Source organism: Teichococcus aestuarii, from assembly GCF_003116135.1.
Taxonomy (GTDB): Bacteria; Pseudomonadota; Alphaproteobacteria; order Acetobacterales; family Acetobacteraceae; genus Pseudoroseomonas; species Pseudoroseomonas aestuarii.
In genome coordinates this window covers 199,811-215,266 of the sequence record NZ_PDOA01000007.1, presented here as the reverse complement: position 1 = coordinate 215,266, position 15,456 = coordinate 199,811, and the positions used below count along the sequence as shown (strand labels likewise).

The following is a 15,456-nucleotide window of genomic DNA, read 5'->3' as shown; positions in this document are numbered from 1 at the left end:
GTCCCGCCCCATGTCGCCTCCCGTCGATCCCGTCGCCAGTGACACCGCCCTGCCGCAGGAGGTGGATGTCGCGATCATCGGCGGCGGCATCGCCGGCGTCTGCGCCGCCTACTTCCTGGCCCAGGCCGGGCAGCGCGTGGCGCTGCTGGAGAAGGGCGTGATCGCCGGCGAGCAGTCCAGCCGCAACTGGGGCTGGTGCCGGGTGCAGAACCGCGACGAGCGAGAGATCCCCGTCATGCTGAAGAGCATGGAGCTGTGGGACACGCTGCCGCGCGAGGCGGGCATCGATGTCGGCTTCCGCCGCACCGGGCTGACCTATGTCACGCGCAGCGAGGCGGAGCTGAAGAGCTGGCGCCGCTGGGTGGAGATGGCGCGCGGCTACCAGGTGCACAACCAGATCCTCACCGCCGCCGAGGCGGAAGCGAGGAACCCGCACCACGCCCCGGGCGGCGGCTGGATCGGCGGCGTGCATTCCCCGCGCGACGGCATGGCCGAGCCGCGCAAGGCCGCGCCCGCCATCGCCGCCGCGGCGCGCCGCCTCGGCGCGACCATCCACCAGCGCTGCGCGGTGCGCGGGCTCGACATCCAGGGCGGCCGGGTCGCCGGCGTCATCACCGAGCACGGCACGCTGCGCGCGGGCGCGGTGCTGCTGGCGGGTGGCGCCTGGTCGTCGATGCTGCTGCGCCGGCACGGCATCGACCTGCCGCAGTCGAGCATCCGCTCCACCGTCTTCCTCACCGAGCCGGCGGCGGAGGTGACGCCCGGCGGCCTCTACACGCCGGACGTGACGATCGGCCGGCGGGAGGATGGCGGCTACATCATCGCCGCCAACAACCGCGGGCAGATCGAGATCACGCCGCAGGGCATCCGCTACGCGCGCAAGTTCTGGCCGACCCTGGTGGCGCGGCGGAAGATGGTGAAGTTCGGCCTCGGCGGATCCTTCTTCCGCGGCCCGCAGGCGATCACCGGGCGCTGGCGGATGGACCGCCCCACCATCTTCGAGGCGGAGGACATGCGCACCCTCGACCCCACGCCGAACGCGGCCATCGTGGCGCCGGCGCTGGCGCAGCTCGGCCGCTCCTACCCGGCGCTGGCGGGGGTGAAGATGGCGAAGCTGTGGGGCGGCTGGATCGATTCCACGCCGGACGCCGTGCCGGTGATCGGCGCGGTGGACCCGCTGCCGGGGCTGTTCCTCTCCACCGGCTACAGCGGGCATGGCTTCGGCATCGGCCCCGGCGCGGGGCGGCTGGCAGCCGATCTCGTTCTGGGCCGCGCCCCCGTGGTGGACCCCACGCCCTTCCGCTACGCGCGGCTCGTCGATGGCTCGCGCATCCAGAAGCCGGGGATGATGTGACGTGAGGATGCTGCCCTACTGGCTGGACACCGCCCCGCCCTTCACCGGCGCGGAGCCGGGCCCGGCCGAGGGTGGCGTCGATGTCGCCGTCATCGGCGGCGGCTTCACCGGCCTCTCCGCCGCGCTGCACCTGGCGCGCAAGGGCGCCAGCGTGGCGCTGCTGGAGGCCGGGCGCGTCATGGGCGCGGCCTCGGGCCGCAATGGCGGGCATGTCAACAACGGCACGGCGCACGACTTCGCCGGCCTCGCCGCCAGCCTCGGCCTCGACCACGCCCGCCGCCTCTACCACGCCTTCGACGATGCGGTGGACACGGTGGAGCGCCTCGCCCGCGAGGAGCAGATCGCCTGCGACTTCCGCCGCTGCGGCAAGATCAAGCTGGCGGCGAAGCCCGCGCATTACGAGAAGATGGCGCGCGGCTTCGACCTGCTGCACCGCGAGGCCGATGCGGAGACCGAGCTGGTGCCGCGCGAGCGGCTCGGCGCCGAGATCGGCTCGGAGCGCTTCTTCGGCGGGCTGGTGTTCCGCCGCAGCGCGCAGATGCATGTCGGCCGCTTCGGCACCGGGCTGGCCGAGGCGGCGCGCCGCCAGGGCGCGCGCATCTTCGAGAACACGCCGGTGCTCTCCCTGAAGCGGCAGGCGGGCGGGCACGCGGTCGCCACGGCGCGCGGCACGCTGCGGGCGCGGCAGGTGCTGCTGGCCACCGGGGCGAGCCGGCTCGGCCCCTTCTACTTCCGCCGCCGGCTGGTGCCGCTCGGTTCCTTCGTCATCGTCACGGAGCCGCTGGGCGCGGCGCGGCTCGCCGCCCTCATGCCCACGGGCCGCAACGGCACCACCACCCGCATCATCGGCAACTACTTCCGCACCACGCCGGACGGGCGGCTGGTCTGGGGCGGGCGGGCGCGCTTCGCCCTGCCCTCCCGCGCCTCGGACGCAAGGAGCGGCCGCGTGCTGGAGCGCGGCCTGCACGAGACCTTCCCGCAGCTCGGCCGCGTCGGCATCGACTATTGCTGGGGTGGCATCATCGACGCGACGCAGGACCGGCTGCCGCGCGCCGGCGAGCAGGACGGGCTGTTCTATGCCACCGGCTACAGCGGCCATGGCGTGCAGATGTCGGTGCACATGGGGGGCGTGATGGCCGCGGTGATGGATGGCAGGCCGGAAGCCAACCCGTTCCGCGGCCTGGCCTGGAAGCCGGTGCCCGGGCATTTCGGCCCGCCCTGGTTCATGCCGCTGGCCGGCCTCTACTACCGGCTGCAGGACCGGATTTCCTGAGGGCGCGCGGCGGCAGGGCCTGCCGCGCCGCCGGCCGGAATCGGTATTTTCTTCGCAACGATCCGCCGCAATCGGCATGATCCTGGCCGCACGCGCGGCGCACAATCGCCGCGTTGCAGATGCAAGCCGGCGGCAAGCCCGGCGGCCTCTGCGGGGGACGATCCCGTCACGCCGCGCCGCCTCCGTGGCCGTGCGGCGCGTGTCGGGCACAGGGCAAGAACGAGCGCGCTCCCGGCCGCGGCTTGCGGCCCGGCCGCGGGCGCCACAGCGGGGGCTGACCATCATGGACAACATCCGGAACATCCTGTCACGCCCGGCGCTGGGCCGGCGCGGGCTGCTGGCGCTGGGCGCGGGCGCCACGCTGGCGGGCAACGGGGCGCGGGCGCAGCGCGCCGTGCCGCCGCCGCCTGCCACCCGCAAGGGGCAGGCGGTCGTCGGCATCTCGCAGGAACCCACCGTCTTCAACCCGCTGATGCCCGGCATCGAGGTGGACGAGACGGTGTGGATGAACGTGTTCAGCACGCTGTGGTACCCGGAGCCGGACGGCACGCTGGTGCCGGACCTGGCGGTGGAGGTGCCCTCCACCGCGAATGGCGGCATCAGCGAGGATGGCCTAGCCTGGACGGTGAAGCTGCGCGAGGGCGTCGTCTGGCACGATGGCGCGCCCTTCACCGCCGAGGATGTGCGCTACACGCTGGAGCTGATCAACAACGCCGCCTTCCGCACCCGCACCCGCCAGGGCCACAGCCTGGTGCGCGAGATCGTGGTGAAGGGGCCGCACGAGATCGCCTGGCGGATGGAGAAGGCCTATGCGCCCTATCTGGCGCTGCTCTCCAACACCTACATCGTGCCCCGGCACATCCTGGAGAAGGCGGCGGACCCGAACACGGCCCCCTTCAACGCGGCGCCGGTCGGCACCGGACCGTTCCGCTGGAGCAGCCGCGTGCCGGGCGACCACATCCAGCTCGCGGCCAATGAACGCTACCACGGCAAGGGGCCCTACCTGGAGCGGGCCATCCTGAAATACATCCCGGACCAGACGGCGCTCTACGCGCAGTTCCGCACCGGACAGGTGGACCTGATCATCGGCACCGGCATCCCGGCCAATTTCTACGCCGAGGCGGTGAAGCTGCCGGGCCGCAAGGTGACGACCATCCCGAACGCCTCGCTCGAGGTGCTGATGCCGAACCTGGAGCTGCCCGCTCTCTCCGAGAAGGCGGTGCGGCAGGCGCTGTACCACGCCATCAACAAGAAGGGCATCATCGACATCATCTACTACGGCCTGCACAAGCCGACCGAATCCTTCGCCCCCCGCGAATCCTGGGCCTACAACCCGGACCTTCCGGCGCACAGCTTCGACATCGGCCGCGCCAACGCGCTGCTGGACGAGGCGGGCTGGGCGCGCGGCGGCAACGGCATCCGCCAGAAGAACGGCGTGCCGCTGGAATTCGCCGTCTCCACCACCACCGGCGCGGCGCTGCGCGAGCAGTGCCAGCAGCTGATGATGCAGGACTGGCAGAAGATCGGCGTCTCCATGAAGATCAACAACATGGCGGCGGCGGTGATCTGGGGCGAATTCTATGTGCGCTCCAAGTTCCAGTCGCTGCTGGTGGGCACCGCCTTCCGCACCGGCATCGACCCCGACCCGGCGACGCGCTTCGCCAGCGACGCCATCCCCGTGCGCGGCGGCAGCGGCGGCAACTACATGCAGTGGGTCAACCCGGAGGTGGACAGGCTGCTGATCGAGGGCCAGACGAGCTTCGACCAGGCACGCCGCAAGGCGGTGTATTTCCGCCTGCAGGAGATCGTGCGCGAGGAGTTGCCGATCCTGCCCATCTTCCAGTACGCGCCGGTGGAAGGCACCAAGGACCAGCTGATCGGCTACCGCCCCAACATCAACGCGCGCCAGAACACCTGGAACATGCGCGAATGGTACTGGGCCACGTAAGGCCGCGTGCGGGCCGGGAGGCGCTCCCTCCCGGCCGCGTCAGGCGGAGGCCGCTTCCGGCAGCGTCACGGCATCGCCCGCCGTGATGGGGCCGGGCCGCACCACCTCACAATAGAGGCCGAGATCGCGCCCGAAGCGGTGCAGCAGGGCGCGCAGCACCTCGCGGTCGTCCGGCAGGCCCGGCTGCTCCAGCGTGGTGAAGGCGCAGCGGGCACAGGGGATGGTGCCGCGCAGCACGGCGCCGCCGAGCTGGAACTCCCGCCCGACCCAGCCATATTCCGGGATGCCCTGCACATCCTCCGGCGTGTCGATCAGGATGTTGGGGCGGAAGCGCCGCTCATCCAGCACGCTGGCCGGAATGGCGGCCTGCAGGGTGCGCAGCGCGGCGGTGGTCAGCAGATGCAGCGGCGCCCGTGCGTAGCGCGGCCGCGGCCCCGCCTCGCCTTCCCCGGCATAGGGGCGGATGGCGGCGGGGAAGCCATAGAGGGCGGAGAGCGGCGCGAGACCGCCCGGATCGTCGATGCCGGCCCAGCCCTGCCCATCCGTGCTGATCTCCACCGCGCCATCCGCCGCGCGGCGGGAGAAGGCGCGCGGCAGCGCCATCCATTCGCGCTTCCGGCCGGGATAGGCGATCTCGCCCGTCCCGGCATGGAACACGCCATGGGTGCGGTCGCCCGCCGCGCCAGAGGGCAGCAATTCCATCCGCTCCAGCCGCTCGCCGCCCATCGAGCTGACCGGGTAGCGCCACAGCGCCGAGACGCGCCCGGCGGCGCTCATGCGTCGAGCCCCGTCGGCGCCACGAGGTGCAGGTCGTCGCGGATGCAGGCCTTGAGATGGCCCGGCGCCACCTCGCGCAGCGCCGGCACCGCGCCCGCGCAGGCCGGCAGGGCGTAGCGGCAGCGCGTGCGGAAGCTGCATCCCGACGGCGGATCGAGCGGGCTCGGCATGTCGCCCGCCAGCATGATCCGCTCCCGCTGGATGGTGGGGTCGGGGATCGGCACGGCGGAGAGCAGCGCCTCGGTATAGGGGTGGCGCGGCATGGTGAAGAGGGCGCGCGTCGGCGCCACCTCGACCAGCCGGCCGAGATACATCACCGCGATGCGGTCCGAGATGTGCCCGACCACGGCGAGGTCGTGCGAGATGAAGAGGATGGTGAGGCCGAGCCGCTCCTTCAGCTCCAGCAGCAGGTTCACCACCTGCGCCTGGATCGAGACGTCGAGCGCCGAGACCGGCTCGTCGGCGATCAGCAGCTGCGGCTGCATGATCAGCGCGCGGGCGATGCCGAGGCGCTGCCGCTGGCCGCCCGAGAACTCATGCGGGTAGCGCGCCGCGTGCGACGGCAGCAGCCCGACCAGCGCCAGCGTCTCCGCCACGCGCTGCCGCCGCGCCGCCGCGGACAACTCCGGCGCATGGATCTCCAGCGGCGCGCCGACGATGTCCTCCACGGTCATCTTCGGGTTGAGCGAGGCGTAGGGGTCCTGGAAGACGAGCTGCATCTTCTGGCGGAAGGGCCGCAGCGCATCGCGCGAGAGGCTGGTGATGTCGTCGCCGGCGAAGCGGATCTGGCCGGCGGTCGGCCGGGCCAGCCGCAGCACGGTGCGGCCCACCGTGCTCTTGCCGGAGCCGGATTCGCCCACCAGGCTCAGCACCTCGCCGTGCCGGATGTCGAAGGAGACGCCATCGACGGCCTTCACCACCGCCCGCTTGCGGAACAGGCCCGGGCGCGGCCCGTCGAACCATTTGCGCAGGTCGCGCACTTCCAGCAGGGGGGCGGTCATGTCCGGGATCATGCCGCCTCCCCCGTCAGGGCGGACCAGCGCACGCAGCGCACCTGGTGGCCGGGCAGCGCCTCCTGCAGGGGCGGTATGGCGGTGTCGCAGCTTCCCGGCAGGAAGGCGCCGCAGCGGGGGCCGAAGCTGCATCCCGGCGGCGGTTCCAGCGGGTCCGGCACGGTGCCGGGGATGGCAGCCAGCTTCTCCCGCCCCAGCCCCGCGAAGTCGAGCCGCGGCACGGAGCGCAGCAGGCCGCGCGTGTAGGGCATCAGCGGCGCCCGGAAGAGCGGGCGCACCGCCGCCTGCTCCACCACGCGGCCGGTGTACATCACCATCACCCGGTCGGCGATCTCGGCGACGACGCCGAGATTGTGGGTGATGAAGATGACGGCCATCCGCGTGCGTTCCTGCAGGCGGCGCAGCAGGTCGAGGATCTGCGCCTGGATGGTGACGTCGAGCGCCGTGGTCGGCTCGTCGGCGATCAGCAGGCGCGGCTCGCAGGCCAGCGCCATGGCGATCATGACGCGCTGGCGCATGCCGCCCGACATCTCGTGCGGGAAGGCGCCGAGCCGCCGGCGCGCATCGGGGATGCCGACCAGGTCCAGCAGGTCGGCCGCCTTGCCGAGCGCGGCGCGGCGGCTGAGCCCCTCGTGGAAGCGGATGGATTCCGCGATCTGGTCGCCGACGCGGTGCACCGGGTTCAGCGAGGTCATCGGCTCCTGGAAGATCATCGCCGCGTCGCGCCCACGCACGCCGCGCATCTCCGCCTCGGGCAGAGCGACGAGGTCGCGCATCGTGCCGTCCCGGCCGCGCAGCAGCACCTGGCCGCTGATCGAGCAGAAGGGCGGCTTCGGCGTGAGGCGCAGGATGCCGAGGCTGGTGACGCTCTTGCCCGAGCCGGATTCGCCCACCAGCGCCAGCGTCTCGCCGCGCCGGACGCGGAAGGAGACGTCGCGCACCGCCGGGATCTCGCCGGCCGGGGTGTGGAAGGAGATGTTGAGGCCGCGCACCTCGAGGACGTCGTCCTCGCCGGCGGCCGGGCGGGCGGGGGCCTGTGTCATGGTGGCCGTCTCCATCACCGGCCATCCATGCGCGGGTCGAGCGCGTCCCGCAGCCCGTCGCCGATGAAGTTGAAGCTGGTGACCGCGAGGGTGATGGCGGCGCCCGGCAGGATGGCGAGCCAGGGTGCGCTGGTGAGGTAGCTCTGCGCGCTGTCGAGCATGTTGCCCCAGCTCGGCGTCGGCGGCTGGATGCCGTAGCCGAGGAAGCTGATGTAGGATTCGGCGAGGATGGCGTGCGCCACGTTCAGCGTGGCGGCGACGACGATGGGCGCAATGGCATTGGGCAGCAGCTCGCGGAACATCACGCGCCGGTCGCTGGCGCCCAGCGCCTCGGCGGCCACGGCGAAGTCGCGCGCCCGCAGCGCGCGGATCTGCGCCTCGACGATGCGCGCCACCTCCATCCAGGAGGTGACGGCGATGAGGATGATGATGGAGCTGACCGAGGCGTTGATCAGCGCCGAAATGGCCAGCAGCAGGAAGATGCTGGGGAAGCACAGCATGGCGTCGACGAAGCGCATCAGCACCGTGCCCAGCACGCCGCCGTAATAGCCCGACACAATGCCCACGGTGATGCCGATGACCATGCTGATGGCCATGGCCGAGAAGCCCACCAGCAGCGAGATGCGCCCCGCCATCAGCAGCCGCGCCAGCATGTCGCGCCCCAGCGCGTCGGTGCCCAGCACATGCGCGCCGGAGAAGGGTGGGGCGAAGCGCTGCATGATGTCGATATAGGTATCGGTGAAGGGCAGCAGGTAGGGGCCGATGGCGCAGGCCAGGGTGAGGAAGAGGATGATGCCGGCGCCGAACACCGCCAGCTTGTGGCGGGCGAAGCGGCGCAGCGCGCCGCCACGGCGGCGGGCGGGCTGGGGCGGGGCGGCGGGCGCCACCACGCTGCTCGATGCGCTCATGTGGGGTTCGCTCCGAGGCGGGGGTCCGCGACATGGTAGAGGAGGTCGGCCAGCAGGCTGCCCAGCAGCACCAGCACGGCGGTGAACATCAGGATGCCCATGACCACCGGATAGTCGCGGTAGTTGATGGAATCGAGGAACAGACGGCCCATCCCTGGCCAGGTGAACACCGTCTCCGTCACCAGCGCGCCGCTGAGCAGCGTCGGCAGGTGCAGGCCGGTGATGGTGATCATCGGCAGCAGCGCGTTGCGCACGGCATGGTGGATCAGGATGCGCCGCTCCGGAATGCCCTTGGAGCGCGCGGTGCGGATGTAGTCCTGGTGGATCACGTCGAGCATCGAGGAGCGCATGTAGCGGCTCCACACCGCCGTGCTCACCAGCGCCAGCACCATGCAGGGGCCGATCAGGTGGTGGATGCGGTTGGCCAGGGATTCATCGCCGATCGTGTAGCGGTTGCCCGAAGGCAGCCATTCGAGGCCGACGGAAAACACGTAGATCACCACCAGGCCGAACCAGAAGGTCGGGATGGACAGGGCGATCATGGCGCCGATGGTCGCCAGCCCGTCGAACAGCGAGTAGCGGCGGATGGCGCCGAGGATGCCGACCCAGGCGCCGATCGCCATGGCCAGCAGGGTCGAGGTCAGCATCAGCTCCAGCGTCGCGCCCAGATGCGAGCCGATGACGGAGAGCACCGGCTGCTGGTCGCGGTAGGAAACGCCCCAATCCCCCTGCAGCATCCGCCACAGCCAGTCGAGATACTGGATCGGCAGCGGCCGGTTCAGGCCGAGCTGCTCCGCGACGCGGTCGAGATCCTCCTGCGTCATGTCGCCGCCGGCGGCGAATTGCGAGAGCGGGCCGCCGGGCGCCAGATGCAGGATGGCGAAGCCGATCATCGAGACAAGCAGCAAAAGGCCGGCACCCTGCAGCAGGCGGCGTATCACGTAGCTGCTCATCGTCCGGGCATTCCACTATCCAGGGTTGGCCACGCGGCATGGCGGGCCGCATCGCGGTTCGCGCGGTGTCGCAACAAGGCGGAGACGCTGCTCAAGCCCGTTTCCTTCGGCATGGCGTTGCGCCGCGTGACACAGGCCTCCCCCGCCTTCCGCCCCTCCGCGCGCATCCGGCGCAGATCGGCCCGAAAGACGGAATGGATCGTTTCATTATATTGAAACACCGGTCAAGCCGTGTTCTGCATCCCTGGCGCGGCAAAATGGCGGAAGCGCCCGATTCGCGACTCTCCCGCCGCGCAGAGGAAAGGATCGCACGGGATGACAGTGGCGGAGACAGCAGCGCTGGGCGCGGATGGCGCGGTGCGCATCGGCATCCGGCTGCGCGCGCTGCGTGCCGAGCAGGGGCTGACCATCCCCGCCCTGGCGGCGAAGGCCAGCCTCTCCGCCGGGCTGATCAGCCAGATCGAGCGCGGCCAGTCCAATCCCTCGATCAAGACGATCCAGCGCCTGACCTTGGCGCTCGGGGTCAATCTCTGGGCCTTCCTCGGCGCGGCGGAAGCCGAGCCCGGCGGCGAGCCCGGCCCGGAGGCGGCGGAGACGCCTCCCTTCGTGCAGCGCCGCGCGCAGCGCCCGCGGATGCTGGTCGGGCCGTCGCGGATGGTGAAGGAGCTTCTCTCGCCACGCGGCGAGCGCGGGCTGCGCTTCCTGATGGTGACGCTGCCGCCCGGCGCCGCCGCCGAGGAGATGCTGACCGGGCCGGGCGAGAAGGGCGGCTATGTCGTCTCCGGCCGCGTCGTGCTGACGGTGGACGGGCAGCAGGCGGAGCTGGCCGAGGGCGACAGCTTCCAGTTCGACAGCCGCCAGCCGCACGGCCTCGCCAACCGCTCCGGCCGCGAGGCCACGATCCTCTGGATCATGAGCATCCTGCAGCCGGACCCCTGAGCGGGCGCCTCATTCCGCGCGCCTCATTCCGTCCGGTTGAGGAAGCCCTCCAGGTCGTGGTGCTGCTTCACGAAGACCGGCTTCATCACGACGTAGGAGAAGTACTTCTCCACGCCGATGTTCATCGCCAGCATCCGCTCCATCGTCTCCTGGTAGTGCTGGATGGAGAAGGCGACGAACTTGATCAGGTAGTCGTAGCCGCCGCTGACGAGGTAGCACTCCGTCACCTCGCTCATCTGCCGCACGCGGGATTCGAAGCGGGAGAAATCCTGGCTGCGGTGGTCGGCCAGGGTGATCTGCGTGTAGATGATGACGGTGCTGCCGAGCTTCTGCAGCTGCACCTGCGCGCTGTAGCCGGTGATGTAGCCCGCCTTCTCCAGCCGCTTGACGCGCGCCAGGCAGGGGCTGGCGGAAAGCCCTACCGCCTCGGCCAGCTCGACATTGGTGGCGCGGCCGTTCTTCTGCAGATGCGACAGGATGCGGATGTCGATGCGGTCCAGCTTGGGGGCGCCAGGCACCATGCGGCGTGTTTCCGGTTGTCGGGGAGACCCTCCGGGGGCCAGGCCCGACTCTAGCGAGGCGGCGGCGCGGCTGACAAGGCCGCGGCCTCAGCCGAGGCTCTGGCTGGCCAGCGCGTAGCAGCGCGGCGCATCCGCCGCCGGGCGCGGCACATCGCCCAGCGCCATACCGGTGACGATGCCGGCATCGTCGAGGCCGAGCGCCTCCAGCCAGGCCGGCAGGCCGCTCTCCGCCGGCACGTCCAGGCGCACGAACTGCCCCTGCTGCACGCCCAGCCAGTGGCCGATCAGCGCCTTCGCCGTCGCCTCGTCCGGCGCCACCACGGGGCCGATCACCTGGCCCTGGCCGAAGCGGCGCAGCAGCGCGAAGCCCGCCACCTCCCCCTCGCGGTCCAGCGCCACGCCCTTGGCGCCGTCCAGCAGCGCCCCGACCAGCGCGGGACGGGGGAGCCCTGTCGCCGCCGCATCGAGCGCCGCCAGCGCCGGGTGGTCCCGCCGGCCGATGGGCCGCAGCCGGTGGCCTGGCGGCAGCGGCACGAGGCCGATGGAGAAGGAGGCGCCCTGGTACTGCCGCACCACGCCGGTGGGCGTGAAGCCCAGCGCGGTGTAGAGCGGCAGCCCCGCCGGCGTGGCGTTGAGCAGGATGCCGGGCCGCTCCAGCCGCGCCACCAGCGCCTGCATCAGCAGCCGGGCCAGCGCCGCGTCGTAGCCGGGCGGTTCGGCCAGTACCATGCCGATGCGCGCGAAGCCGGCGCCAAGGCTCCAGCCCATGGCGGTGCCGACCAGCCGCCCGCCGCGCTCGGCCGCCAGACCCTCGCCGAGGCGGCGCAAAAAGGCCCAGTCCTCCAGGCGGTGCGGCCAGCGCATCCGCGCGCTCAGCCGCTGCGCGGCGGGCAGGTCCTCCGGCGCCAGGGGGCGCAGCGTGGCGGCCGGCGTCCCGCTCTGGGCTGTTGTCGTCATGCCTCGCGCCTCCTGCCGTGATCCTGCCAGCATAGCCGCCCGTGGCTGCCGCGCACCCCCTGCCGGGCGTCCGGCGCCGCCCGCCGCCTTCAGCCCAGCGACTGGCTGACCAGCCCGTAAACACCAAGCTCCGGCGAGCGTGCCGGCGGCGCGCCGCGCATCATGCCAATGACGCCGCTCACCTCGGGCAGGCCCTGCGCCGCCAGCCAGGCGCCGAGGCCGCTTTCCGGGGGCACGTCGAGCCGCAGGAAGCGCCCTGTGCGCGCCGCCAGCCAGTGGCCGATCAGCGCCCGCGCCGCCGCCACGCCGGGCGCCACCACCGGCCCCACCACCTCGCCCCGGCCGAAGGGGCGGATCAGCGCGAAGCCCGCCGCCCGCCCGGCCCGCTCCAGCACCACCCCCTCGGCCAGCGGCAGCACGGCGTGCAGCAGGGCGGCGCGCGCCATGCCGGTGGCCTCGGCGTCGAGCGCCAGCAGGTCCGGCACGTCCTCCGGGCGCAGCGGCCGCAGGCGGAAGCCGGGCGGCGGCGCTTCCCCGCCCGCGGCCACGACCAGGCCATTGTGCTGGCGAATCTCCCCCACCGGCCGGAAGCCCAGGCTGCGATAGAGCGGCAGGCCGGGCTCGGTGGCATGCAGCAGCACCCGGCAGCCCTCGCCCAGGCGGTCCAGCACGCCCTGCGTCAGCCGGCGGCCGATGCCCCGGCCCTGCAGGGCATCGTCCACGATCACCAGGCCGAGCGTGGCGAAATCCGCGCCATGCCGCCAGCCGAAGGCGGTGCCGGCCAGCCGGCCCTCCACCTCGGCCGCCAGCGCCTCGCCCAGGGCCAGGGCGAAGGCCCAGTCCTCCACCCGGTGCGGCCAGCGCAGCGCGGCGGTGAGGGCCTGCGCCGCCGGCAGGTCGTCGGGCGTCAGCGGGCGCAGCGAGAAGGCGGCCATGCAGGGGTGTCCTCGTCCATCCATCCGGGGGATGGCGCCGATCCTGGCCCACGCCGCGCGGCAGGAGCTTCCGTTCTGCGCGGCAAATCGGCAGCTTCCACCGCTAGCCCAGCCGCTCCACCGCGGTCAGCAGGCAGCCGGGGCGGGCGGTGTGGATGTTGACGAAGCGGGTGCGCGGATCCTCCAGGGCGCGCGCCAGCGGCGCGGCCACCGCCGCGCCCTCGCAGACATGGCCGAGATCGTAGAGGCACAGCTCCGCCGCGTCATAGGCGCGGATCGAGACCAGCCCGTTGGCCAGCACGATGGGGGCGATCTCGTCCTCCGCCGCGTAGCGCGGGCATTCATCCGCGTGCAGGAAAATGGGGCTGGGCGTCCAATAGGTGCCGAGCGGGTGCGGCAGGTCGTAGCTGCCGAGCAGCATCGTCTCGCCGGGCAGGCCGAGGCGCAGGCAGTGGCGGCAGGGAAAGCCGGGGCCGTCCACCGCCCGGCGGTGCAGCGTCAGGCCGCGGTCGTCGCGGCCGGTCTGGCGGAAGCGGCGCGCCGTCCCGGTCGGCATCGGCACGCAGCGGAAGCGGGGCATGGGGTCTCTCCCGGAGGTCTGGAGCCGGGAGGATGGCGCCCGGGCGGGGCCCCCGGCCATCCGGCCATTGCGCCGGCATGCGGCCGGAACTCTCGCGCGGCGCGCTGGTTAGCCACGCAGCCCCTATGCGAGGAAGACCGACATGACCATCGAGAACCCCCTGCCGAAGCAGCAGCAGGAGATGCCCGGCAGCACCGAGGCGATGCGCCCGCGCCCGGACCATGGCGAGGAAAGCTACAAGGGCAGCGGCAAGCTGCAGGGCCGCGCGGCGCTCATCACCGGCGCAGATTCCGGCATCGGCCGCGCTGTCGCCATCGCCTATGCGCGCGAGGGGGCGGACGTGCTGATCTCCTACTACAACGAGGAGGAGGATGCGCGCGAGACCGCCCGCTGGGTGGAGCAGGCGGGGCGCAAGGCCGTGCTGGTGGCGGGCGACATCAAGCAGGAGGCGCATTGCCAGGCGCTGGTGCAGCGCGCGGTCCAGGAATTCGGCCGGCTCGACATCCTGGTGAACAACGCCGCGCACCAGGCGACCTTCTCCGGCATCGAGGACATCAGCGCGGAGGAGTGGGACGTCACCTTCCGCACCAACATCTACAGCCAGTTCTACCTGTGCAAGGCGGCGATGCCGCACCTGAAGCCGGGCGCCGCCATCATCAACACCAGCTCGATCAACGCCAAGACCCCCTCGCCCAGCCTGCTGGCCTATGCGACGACGAAGGGCGCCATCGCCAACTTCACGGCCGGGCTGGCGCAGCTGGTGGCGGAGAAGGGCGTCCGCGTGAACGCCGTGGCGCCCGGCCCGATCTGGACGCCGCTGATCCCCTCGACGATGGATGGCGAGACGGTGCAGAGCTTCGGCGAGAACACGCCGATGGGCCGCCCCGGCCAGCCGGCGGAACTGGCCGGCGCCTATGTGCTGCTGGCTTCCGACGAGGGCAGCTACATCAGCGGCGCGCTGATCCCGGTGACCGGCGGCCGCCCGATGCTCTGAGGCCCGGCGGGGGAGGCCTCCCCCGCCCTTCCCGGCCTCAGACCGGCAGGTTCTTCACCGCGGCAAGGGCCGCGATGACGCCACGCAGTTCGGCCAGCCCGCGCATCCGGCCGATCGCCGGGTAGCCCGGGAAGGTCGGCTTGCCGACATCGTCCAGCAGCTCGTGCCCGTGGTCCGGGCGGAAGGGGATGCGCCAGTCGGCGATGCCGGCCTCCTGGCGGCGCTTCTGCTCGGTGAGCAGCGCCTCGACCACGGCCACCATGTCCACGTCGCCGCCGAGATGGTCGGCCTCCATGAAGGAGCCGTCCGGCTCTTTGGCCACGTTGCGCAGATGCGCGAAGCGGATGCGGTCCGCGAAGCGGCGGGCGATGGCCGGCACGTCGTTGCCCGGCCCCGCGCCAAGCGAGCCGCTGCACAGGGCGCCAAGCGAGCCGCTGCACAGGGTCAGCCCGTTGGCCGGGCTGTCCACCATGGCCAGCAGGTCCGCGATGTCCTGCTCGTTGGAGACGATGCGCGGCAGGCCGAAGAGCGGGCGCGGCGGATCGTCGGGGTGCATGCAGAGGCTGATGCCGACCTCTTCCGCCGTGGGAATCACCTCCTGCAGGAAGCGCTTCAGGTTGGCCTGCAAATCGGCGCGCGTCATCTGGCCGTACTCGGCCAGGATGCGGCGCAGGCCGGGGATGTCGTAGCGGTCGAAGGCACCGGGCAGGCCAGCCATGATGGAGGCGAGCAGCGTGTCCTTCTGCGCCGGGGTGGCGGTGTCGACCCATTCCTTGGCATGGGCCAGCAGCTCGGGCGCCACGCCTTCCGCCGCGCCGGGGCGCTCCAGCATGAACACGTCGAAGGCGACATACTGGTGCGCGTTGAAGCGCAGCGCCGTGCCGCCGCCGGGCAGCGGATGCGCCAGTTCGGTGCGCGTCCAGTCCAGCACCGGCATGAAGTTGTAGCAGATGACCTTGACGCCGCAGGCGGCGAGGTTGCGCATCGAGGCGCGGTAGTTCTCGAAGAGCGCCGCGCAGTCGGCATCGCCGCGGCGGATCTTCTCATGCACCGGCAGGCTTTCCACCACGCTCCAGGAGAGGCCGAGCGAGGCGTCCTCCGCCAGGATCGCCTTGCGCTTCTCGATCTCCTCCACCGACCAGACCACGCCATAGGGGATGTGGTGCAGCGAGGTGACGATGCCGCGCGCGCCGGTCTGCCGGATGTGGTTCAGCTTCACCGCGTCGTCGGGGCCGAACCAGCGCCAGGTCTCTTCCATGGG

The 15,456-nt window shown here is 72.0% G+C and carries 15 protein-coding genes; 5 read left to right on the top strand and 10 right to left on the bottom strand.

The genetic code is table 11. The annotated features are described in order from the left end of the window. Positions 1-10: 10 nt before the first annotated feature. The 3 genes from CR165_RS12850 to CR165_RS12840 all read left to right on the top strand — a co-directional run bounded on the left by CR165_RS12850 (position 11) and on the right by CR165_RS12840 (position 4,575). Positions 11-1,354, top strand: coding sequence for an NAD(P)/FAD-dependent oxidoreductase (locus tag CR165_RS12850; RefSeq protein WP_109517388.1), 1,344 nt, complete (start codon positions 11-13; stop codon positions 1,352-1,354). Between the two features lie 7 nt (positions 1,355-1,361). Continuing rightward, a complete protein-coding gene (locus tag CR165_RS12845) occupies positions 1,362-2,627 on the top strand; it encodes an NAD(P)/FAD-dependent oxidoreductase (protein ID WP_245906386.1) in 1,266 nt (421 codons plus the stop codon). A 283-nt stretch (positions 2,628-2,910) separates the two neighbouring features. Then, positions 2,911-4,575 (top strand): peptide ABC transporter substrate-binding protein, encoded by a 1,665-nt coding sequence (locus CR165_RS12840; RefSeq protein ID WP_109517386.1) that lies wholly within the window; start codon positions 2,911-2,913, stop codon positions 4,573-4,575. 39 nt (positions 4,576-4,614) lie between these two features. Here CR165_RS12840 and CR165_RS12835 read toward each other — a convergent pair whose 3' ends face one another. From CR165_RS12835 to CR165_RS12815, 5 genes are read right to left on the bottom strand one after another with little or no spacing between them, the layout of a single operon-like run. Then, positions 4,615-5,352 carry an MOSC domain-containing protein gene (locus CR165_RS12835; RefSeq protein ID WP_109517385.1) on the bottom strand — a complete coding sequence of 246 codons (738 nt, stop codon included), beginning with the start codon at positions 5,350-5,352 and terminating at the stop codon, positions 4,615-4,617. Further along, positions 5,349-6,353: an ABC transporter ATP-binding protein gene (locus tag CR165_RS12830; RefSeq protein WP_109517432.1), complete on the bottom strand. Its 1,005-nt coding sequence runs from the start codon at positions 6,351-6,353 to the stop codon at positions 5,349-5,351. The genes CR165_RS12835 and CR165_RS12830 overlap by 4 nt, the downstream gene beginning before the upstream one ends. An 8-nt stretch (positions 6,354-6,361) precedes the next feature. Then, positions 6,362-7,408, bottom strand: a complete 1,047-nt coding sequence (locus CR165_RS12825; protein ID WP_109517431.1) for an ABC transporter ATP-binding protein — start codon at positions 7,406-7,408, stop codon at positions 6,362-6,364. A gap of 14 nt (positions 7,409-7,422) precedes the next feature. Next, on the bottom strand, positions 7,423-8,316 hold the full coding sequence (locus CR165_RS12820) for an ABC transporter permease (protein WP_109517384.1): 894 nt from the start codon (positions 8,314-8,316) through the stop codon (positions 7,423-7,425). After that, positions 8,313-9,269, bottom strand: a complete 957-nt coding sequence (locus tag CR165_RS12815; protein ID WP_109517383.1) for an ABC transporter permease — start codon at positions 9,267-9,269, stop codon at positions 8,313-8,315. Before CR165_RS12815 ends, CR165_RS12820 begins: the two co-directional genes overlap by 4 nt. A 315-nt stretch (positions 9,270-9,584) precedes the next feature. Here CR165_RS12815 and CR165_RS12810 point away from each other — a divergent pair, with 315 nt between their 5' ends. Next, entirely contained in the window at positions 9,585-10,208 is a 624-nt protein-coding gene (locus tag CR165_RS12810; protein ID WP_109517382.1) for a cupin domain-containing protein, read from the top strand. Positions 10,209-10,231: 23 nt separating this feature from the next. Here the strand turns inward: CR165_RS12810 and CR165_RS12805 are convergent, their stop codons facing one another. The 4 genes from CR165_RS12805 to CR165_RS12790 form a co-directional block, all read right to left on the bottom strand. After that, complete coding sequence (locus tag CR165_RS12805) at positions 10,232-10,729, bottom strand: Lrp/AsnC family transcriptional regulator (protein ID WP_109517381.1); 498 nt, start codon at positions 10,727-10,729, stop codon at positions 10,232-10,234. Positions 10,730-10,816: 87 nt separating this feature from the next. Continuing rightward, positions 10,817-11,686, bottom strand: a complete 870-nt coding sequence (locus CR165_RS25995) for a GNAT family N-acetyltransferase (RefSeq protein WP_109517380.1) — start codon at positions 11,684-11,686, stop codon at positions 10,817-10,819. 89 nt (positions 11,687-11,775) lie between these two features. Then, on the bottom strand, positions 11,776-12,621 hold the full coding sequence (locus CR165_RS12795; protein WP_109517379.1) for a GNAT family N-acetyltransferase: 846 nt from the start codon (positions 12,619-12,621) through the stop codon (positions 11,776-11,778). 103 nt (positions 12,622-12,724) lie between these two features. Continuing rightward, positions 12,725-13,201, bottom strand: coding sequence for a DUF1203 domain-containing protein (locus tag CR165_RS12790; RefSeq protein ID WP_109517378.1), 477 nt, complete (start codon positions 13,199-13,201; stop codon positions 12,725-12,727). Positions 13,202-13,343: 142 nt separating this feature from the next. Here CR165_RS12790 and CR165_RS12785 point away from each other — a divergent pair, with 142 nt between their 5' ends. Beyond that, entirely contained in the window at positions 13,344-14,195 is an 852-nt protein-coding gene (locus CR165_RS12785; RefSeq protein ID WP_109517377.1) for an SDR family oxidoreductase, read from the top strand. Between the two features lie 37 nt (positions 14,196-14,232). On the opposite strand, the gene uxuA is transcribed toward CR165_RS12785, so the two are convergent. Then, entirely contained in the window at positions 14,233-15,453 is a 1,221-nt protein-coding gene (gene uxuA / locus CR165_RS12780) for a mannonate dehydratase (RefSeq protein ID WP_109517376.1), read from the bottom strand. Positions 15,454-15,456: the final 3 nt, after the last annotated feature.

What these genes read in the sequence shown, in the direction of transcription:
- CR165_RS12850 (WP_109517388.1), top strand. Translation starts at nt 11, where the DNA reads ATGTCGCCTCCCGTCGATCCCGTCGCCAGTGACACCGCCCTGCCGCAG.
- CR165_RS12845 (WP_245906386.1), top strand. Translation starts at nt 1,362, where the DNA reads ATGCTGCCCTACTGGCTGGACACCGCCCCGCCCTTCACCGGCGCGGAG.
- CR165_RS12840 (WP_109517386.1), top strand. Translation starts at nt 2,911, where the DNA reads ATGGACAACATCCGGAACATCCTGTCACGCCCGGCGCTGGGCCGGCGC.
- CR165_RS12835 (WP_109517385.1), bottom strand. Translation starts at nt 5,352, where the DNA reads ATGAGCGCCGCCGGGCGCGTCTCGGCGCTGTGGCGCTACCCGGTCAGC.
- CR165_RS12830 (WP_109517432.1), bottom strand. Translation starts at nt 6,353, where the DNA reads ATGACCGCCCCCCTGCTGGAAGTGCGCGACCTGCGCAAATGGTTCGAC.
- CR165_RS12825 (WP_109517431.1), bottom strand. Translation starts at nt 7,408, where the DNA reads ATGACACAGGCCCCCGCCCGCCCGGCCGCCGGCGAGGACGACGTCCTC.
- CR165_RS12820 (WP_109517384.1), bottom strand. Translation starts at nt 8,316, where the DNA reads ATGAGCGCATCGAGCAGCGTGGTGGCGCCCGCCGCCCCGCCCCAGCCC.
- CR165_RS12815 (WP_109517383.1), bottom strand. Translation starts at nt 9,269, where the DNA reads ATGAGCAGCTACGTGATACGCCGCCTGCTGCAGGGTGCCGGCCTTTTG.
- CR165_RS12810 (WP_109517382.1), top strand. Translation starts at nt 9,585, where the DNA reads ATGACAGTGGCGGAGACAGCAGCGCTGGGCGCGGATGGCGCGGTGCGC.
- CR165_RS12805 (WP_109517381.1), bottom strand. Translation starts at nt 10,729, where the DNA reads ATGGTGCCTGGCGCCCCCAAGCTGGACCGCATCGACATCCGCATCCTG.
- CR165_RS25995 (WP_109517380.1), bottom strand. Translation starts at nt 11,686, where the DNA reads ATGACGACAACAGCCCAGAGCGGGACGCCGGCCGCCACGCTGCGCCCC.
- CR165_RS12795 (WP_109517379.1), bottom strand. Translation starts at nt 12,621, where the DNA reads ATGGCCGCCTTCTCGCTGCGCCCGCTGACGCCCGACGACCTGCCGGCG.
- CR165_RS12790 (WP_109517378.1), bottom strand. Translation starts at nt 13,201, where the DNA reads ATGCCCCGCTTCCGCTGCGTGCCGATGCCGACCGGGACGGCGCGCCGC.
- CR165_RS12785 (WP_109517377.1), top strand. Translation starts at nt 13,344, where the DNA reads ATGACCATCGAGAACCCCCTGCCGAAGCAGCAGCAGGAGATGCCCGGC.
- uxuA (WP_109517376.1), bottom strand. Translation starts at nt 15,453, where the DNA reads ATGGAAGAGACCTGGCGCTGGTTCGGCCCCGACGACGCGGTGAAGCTG.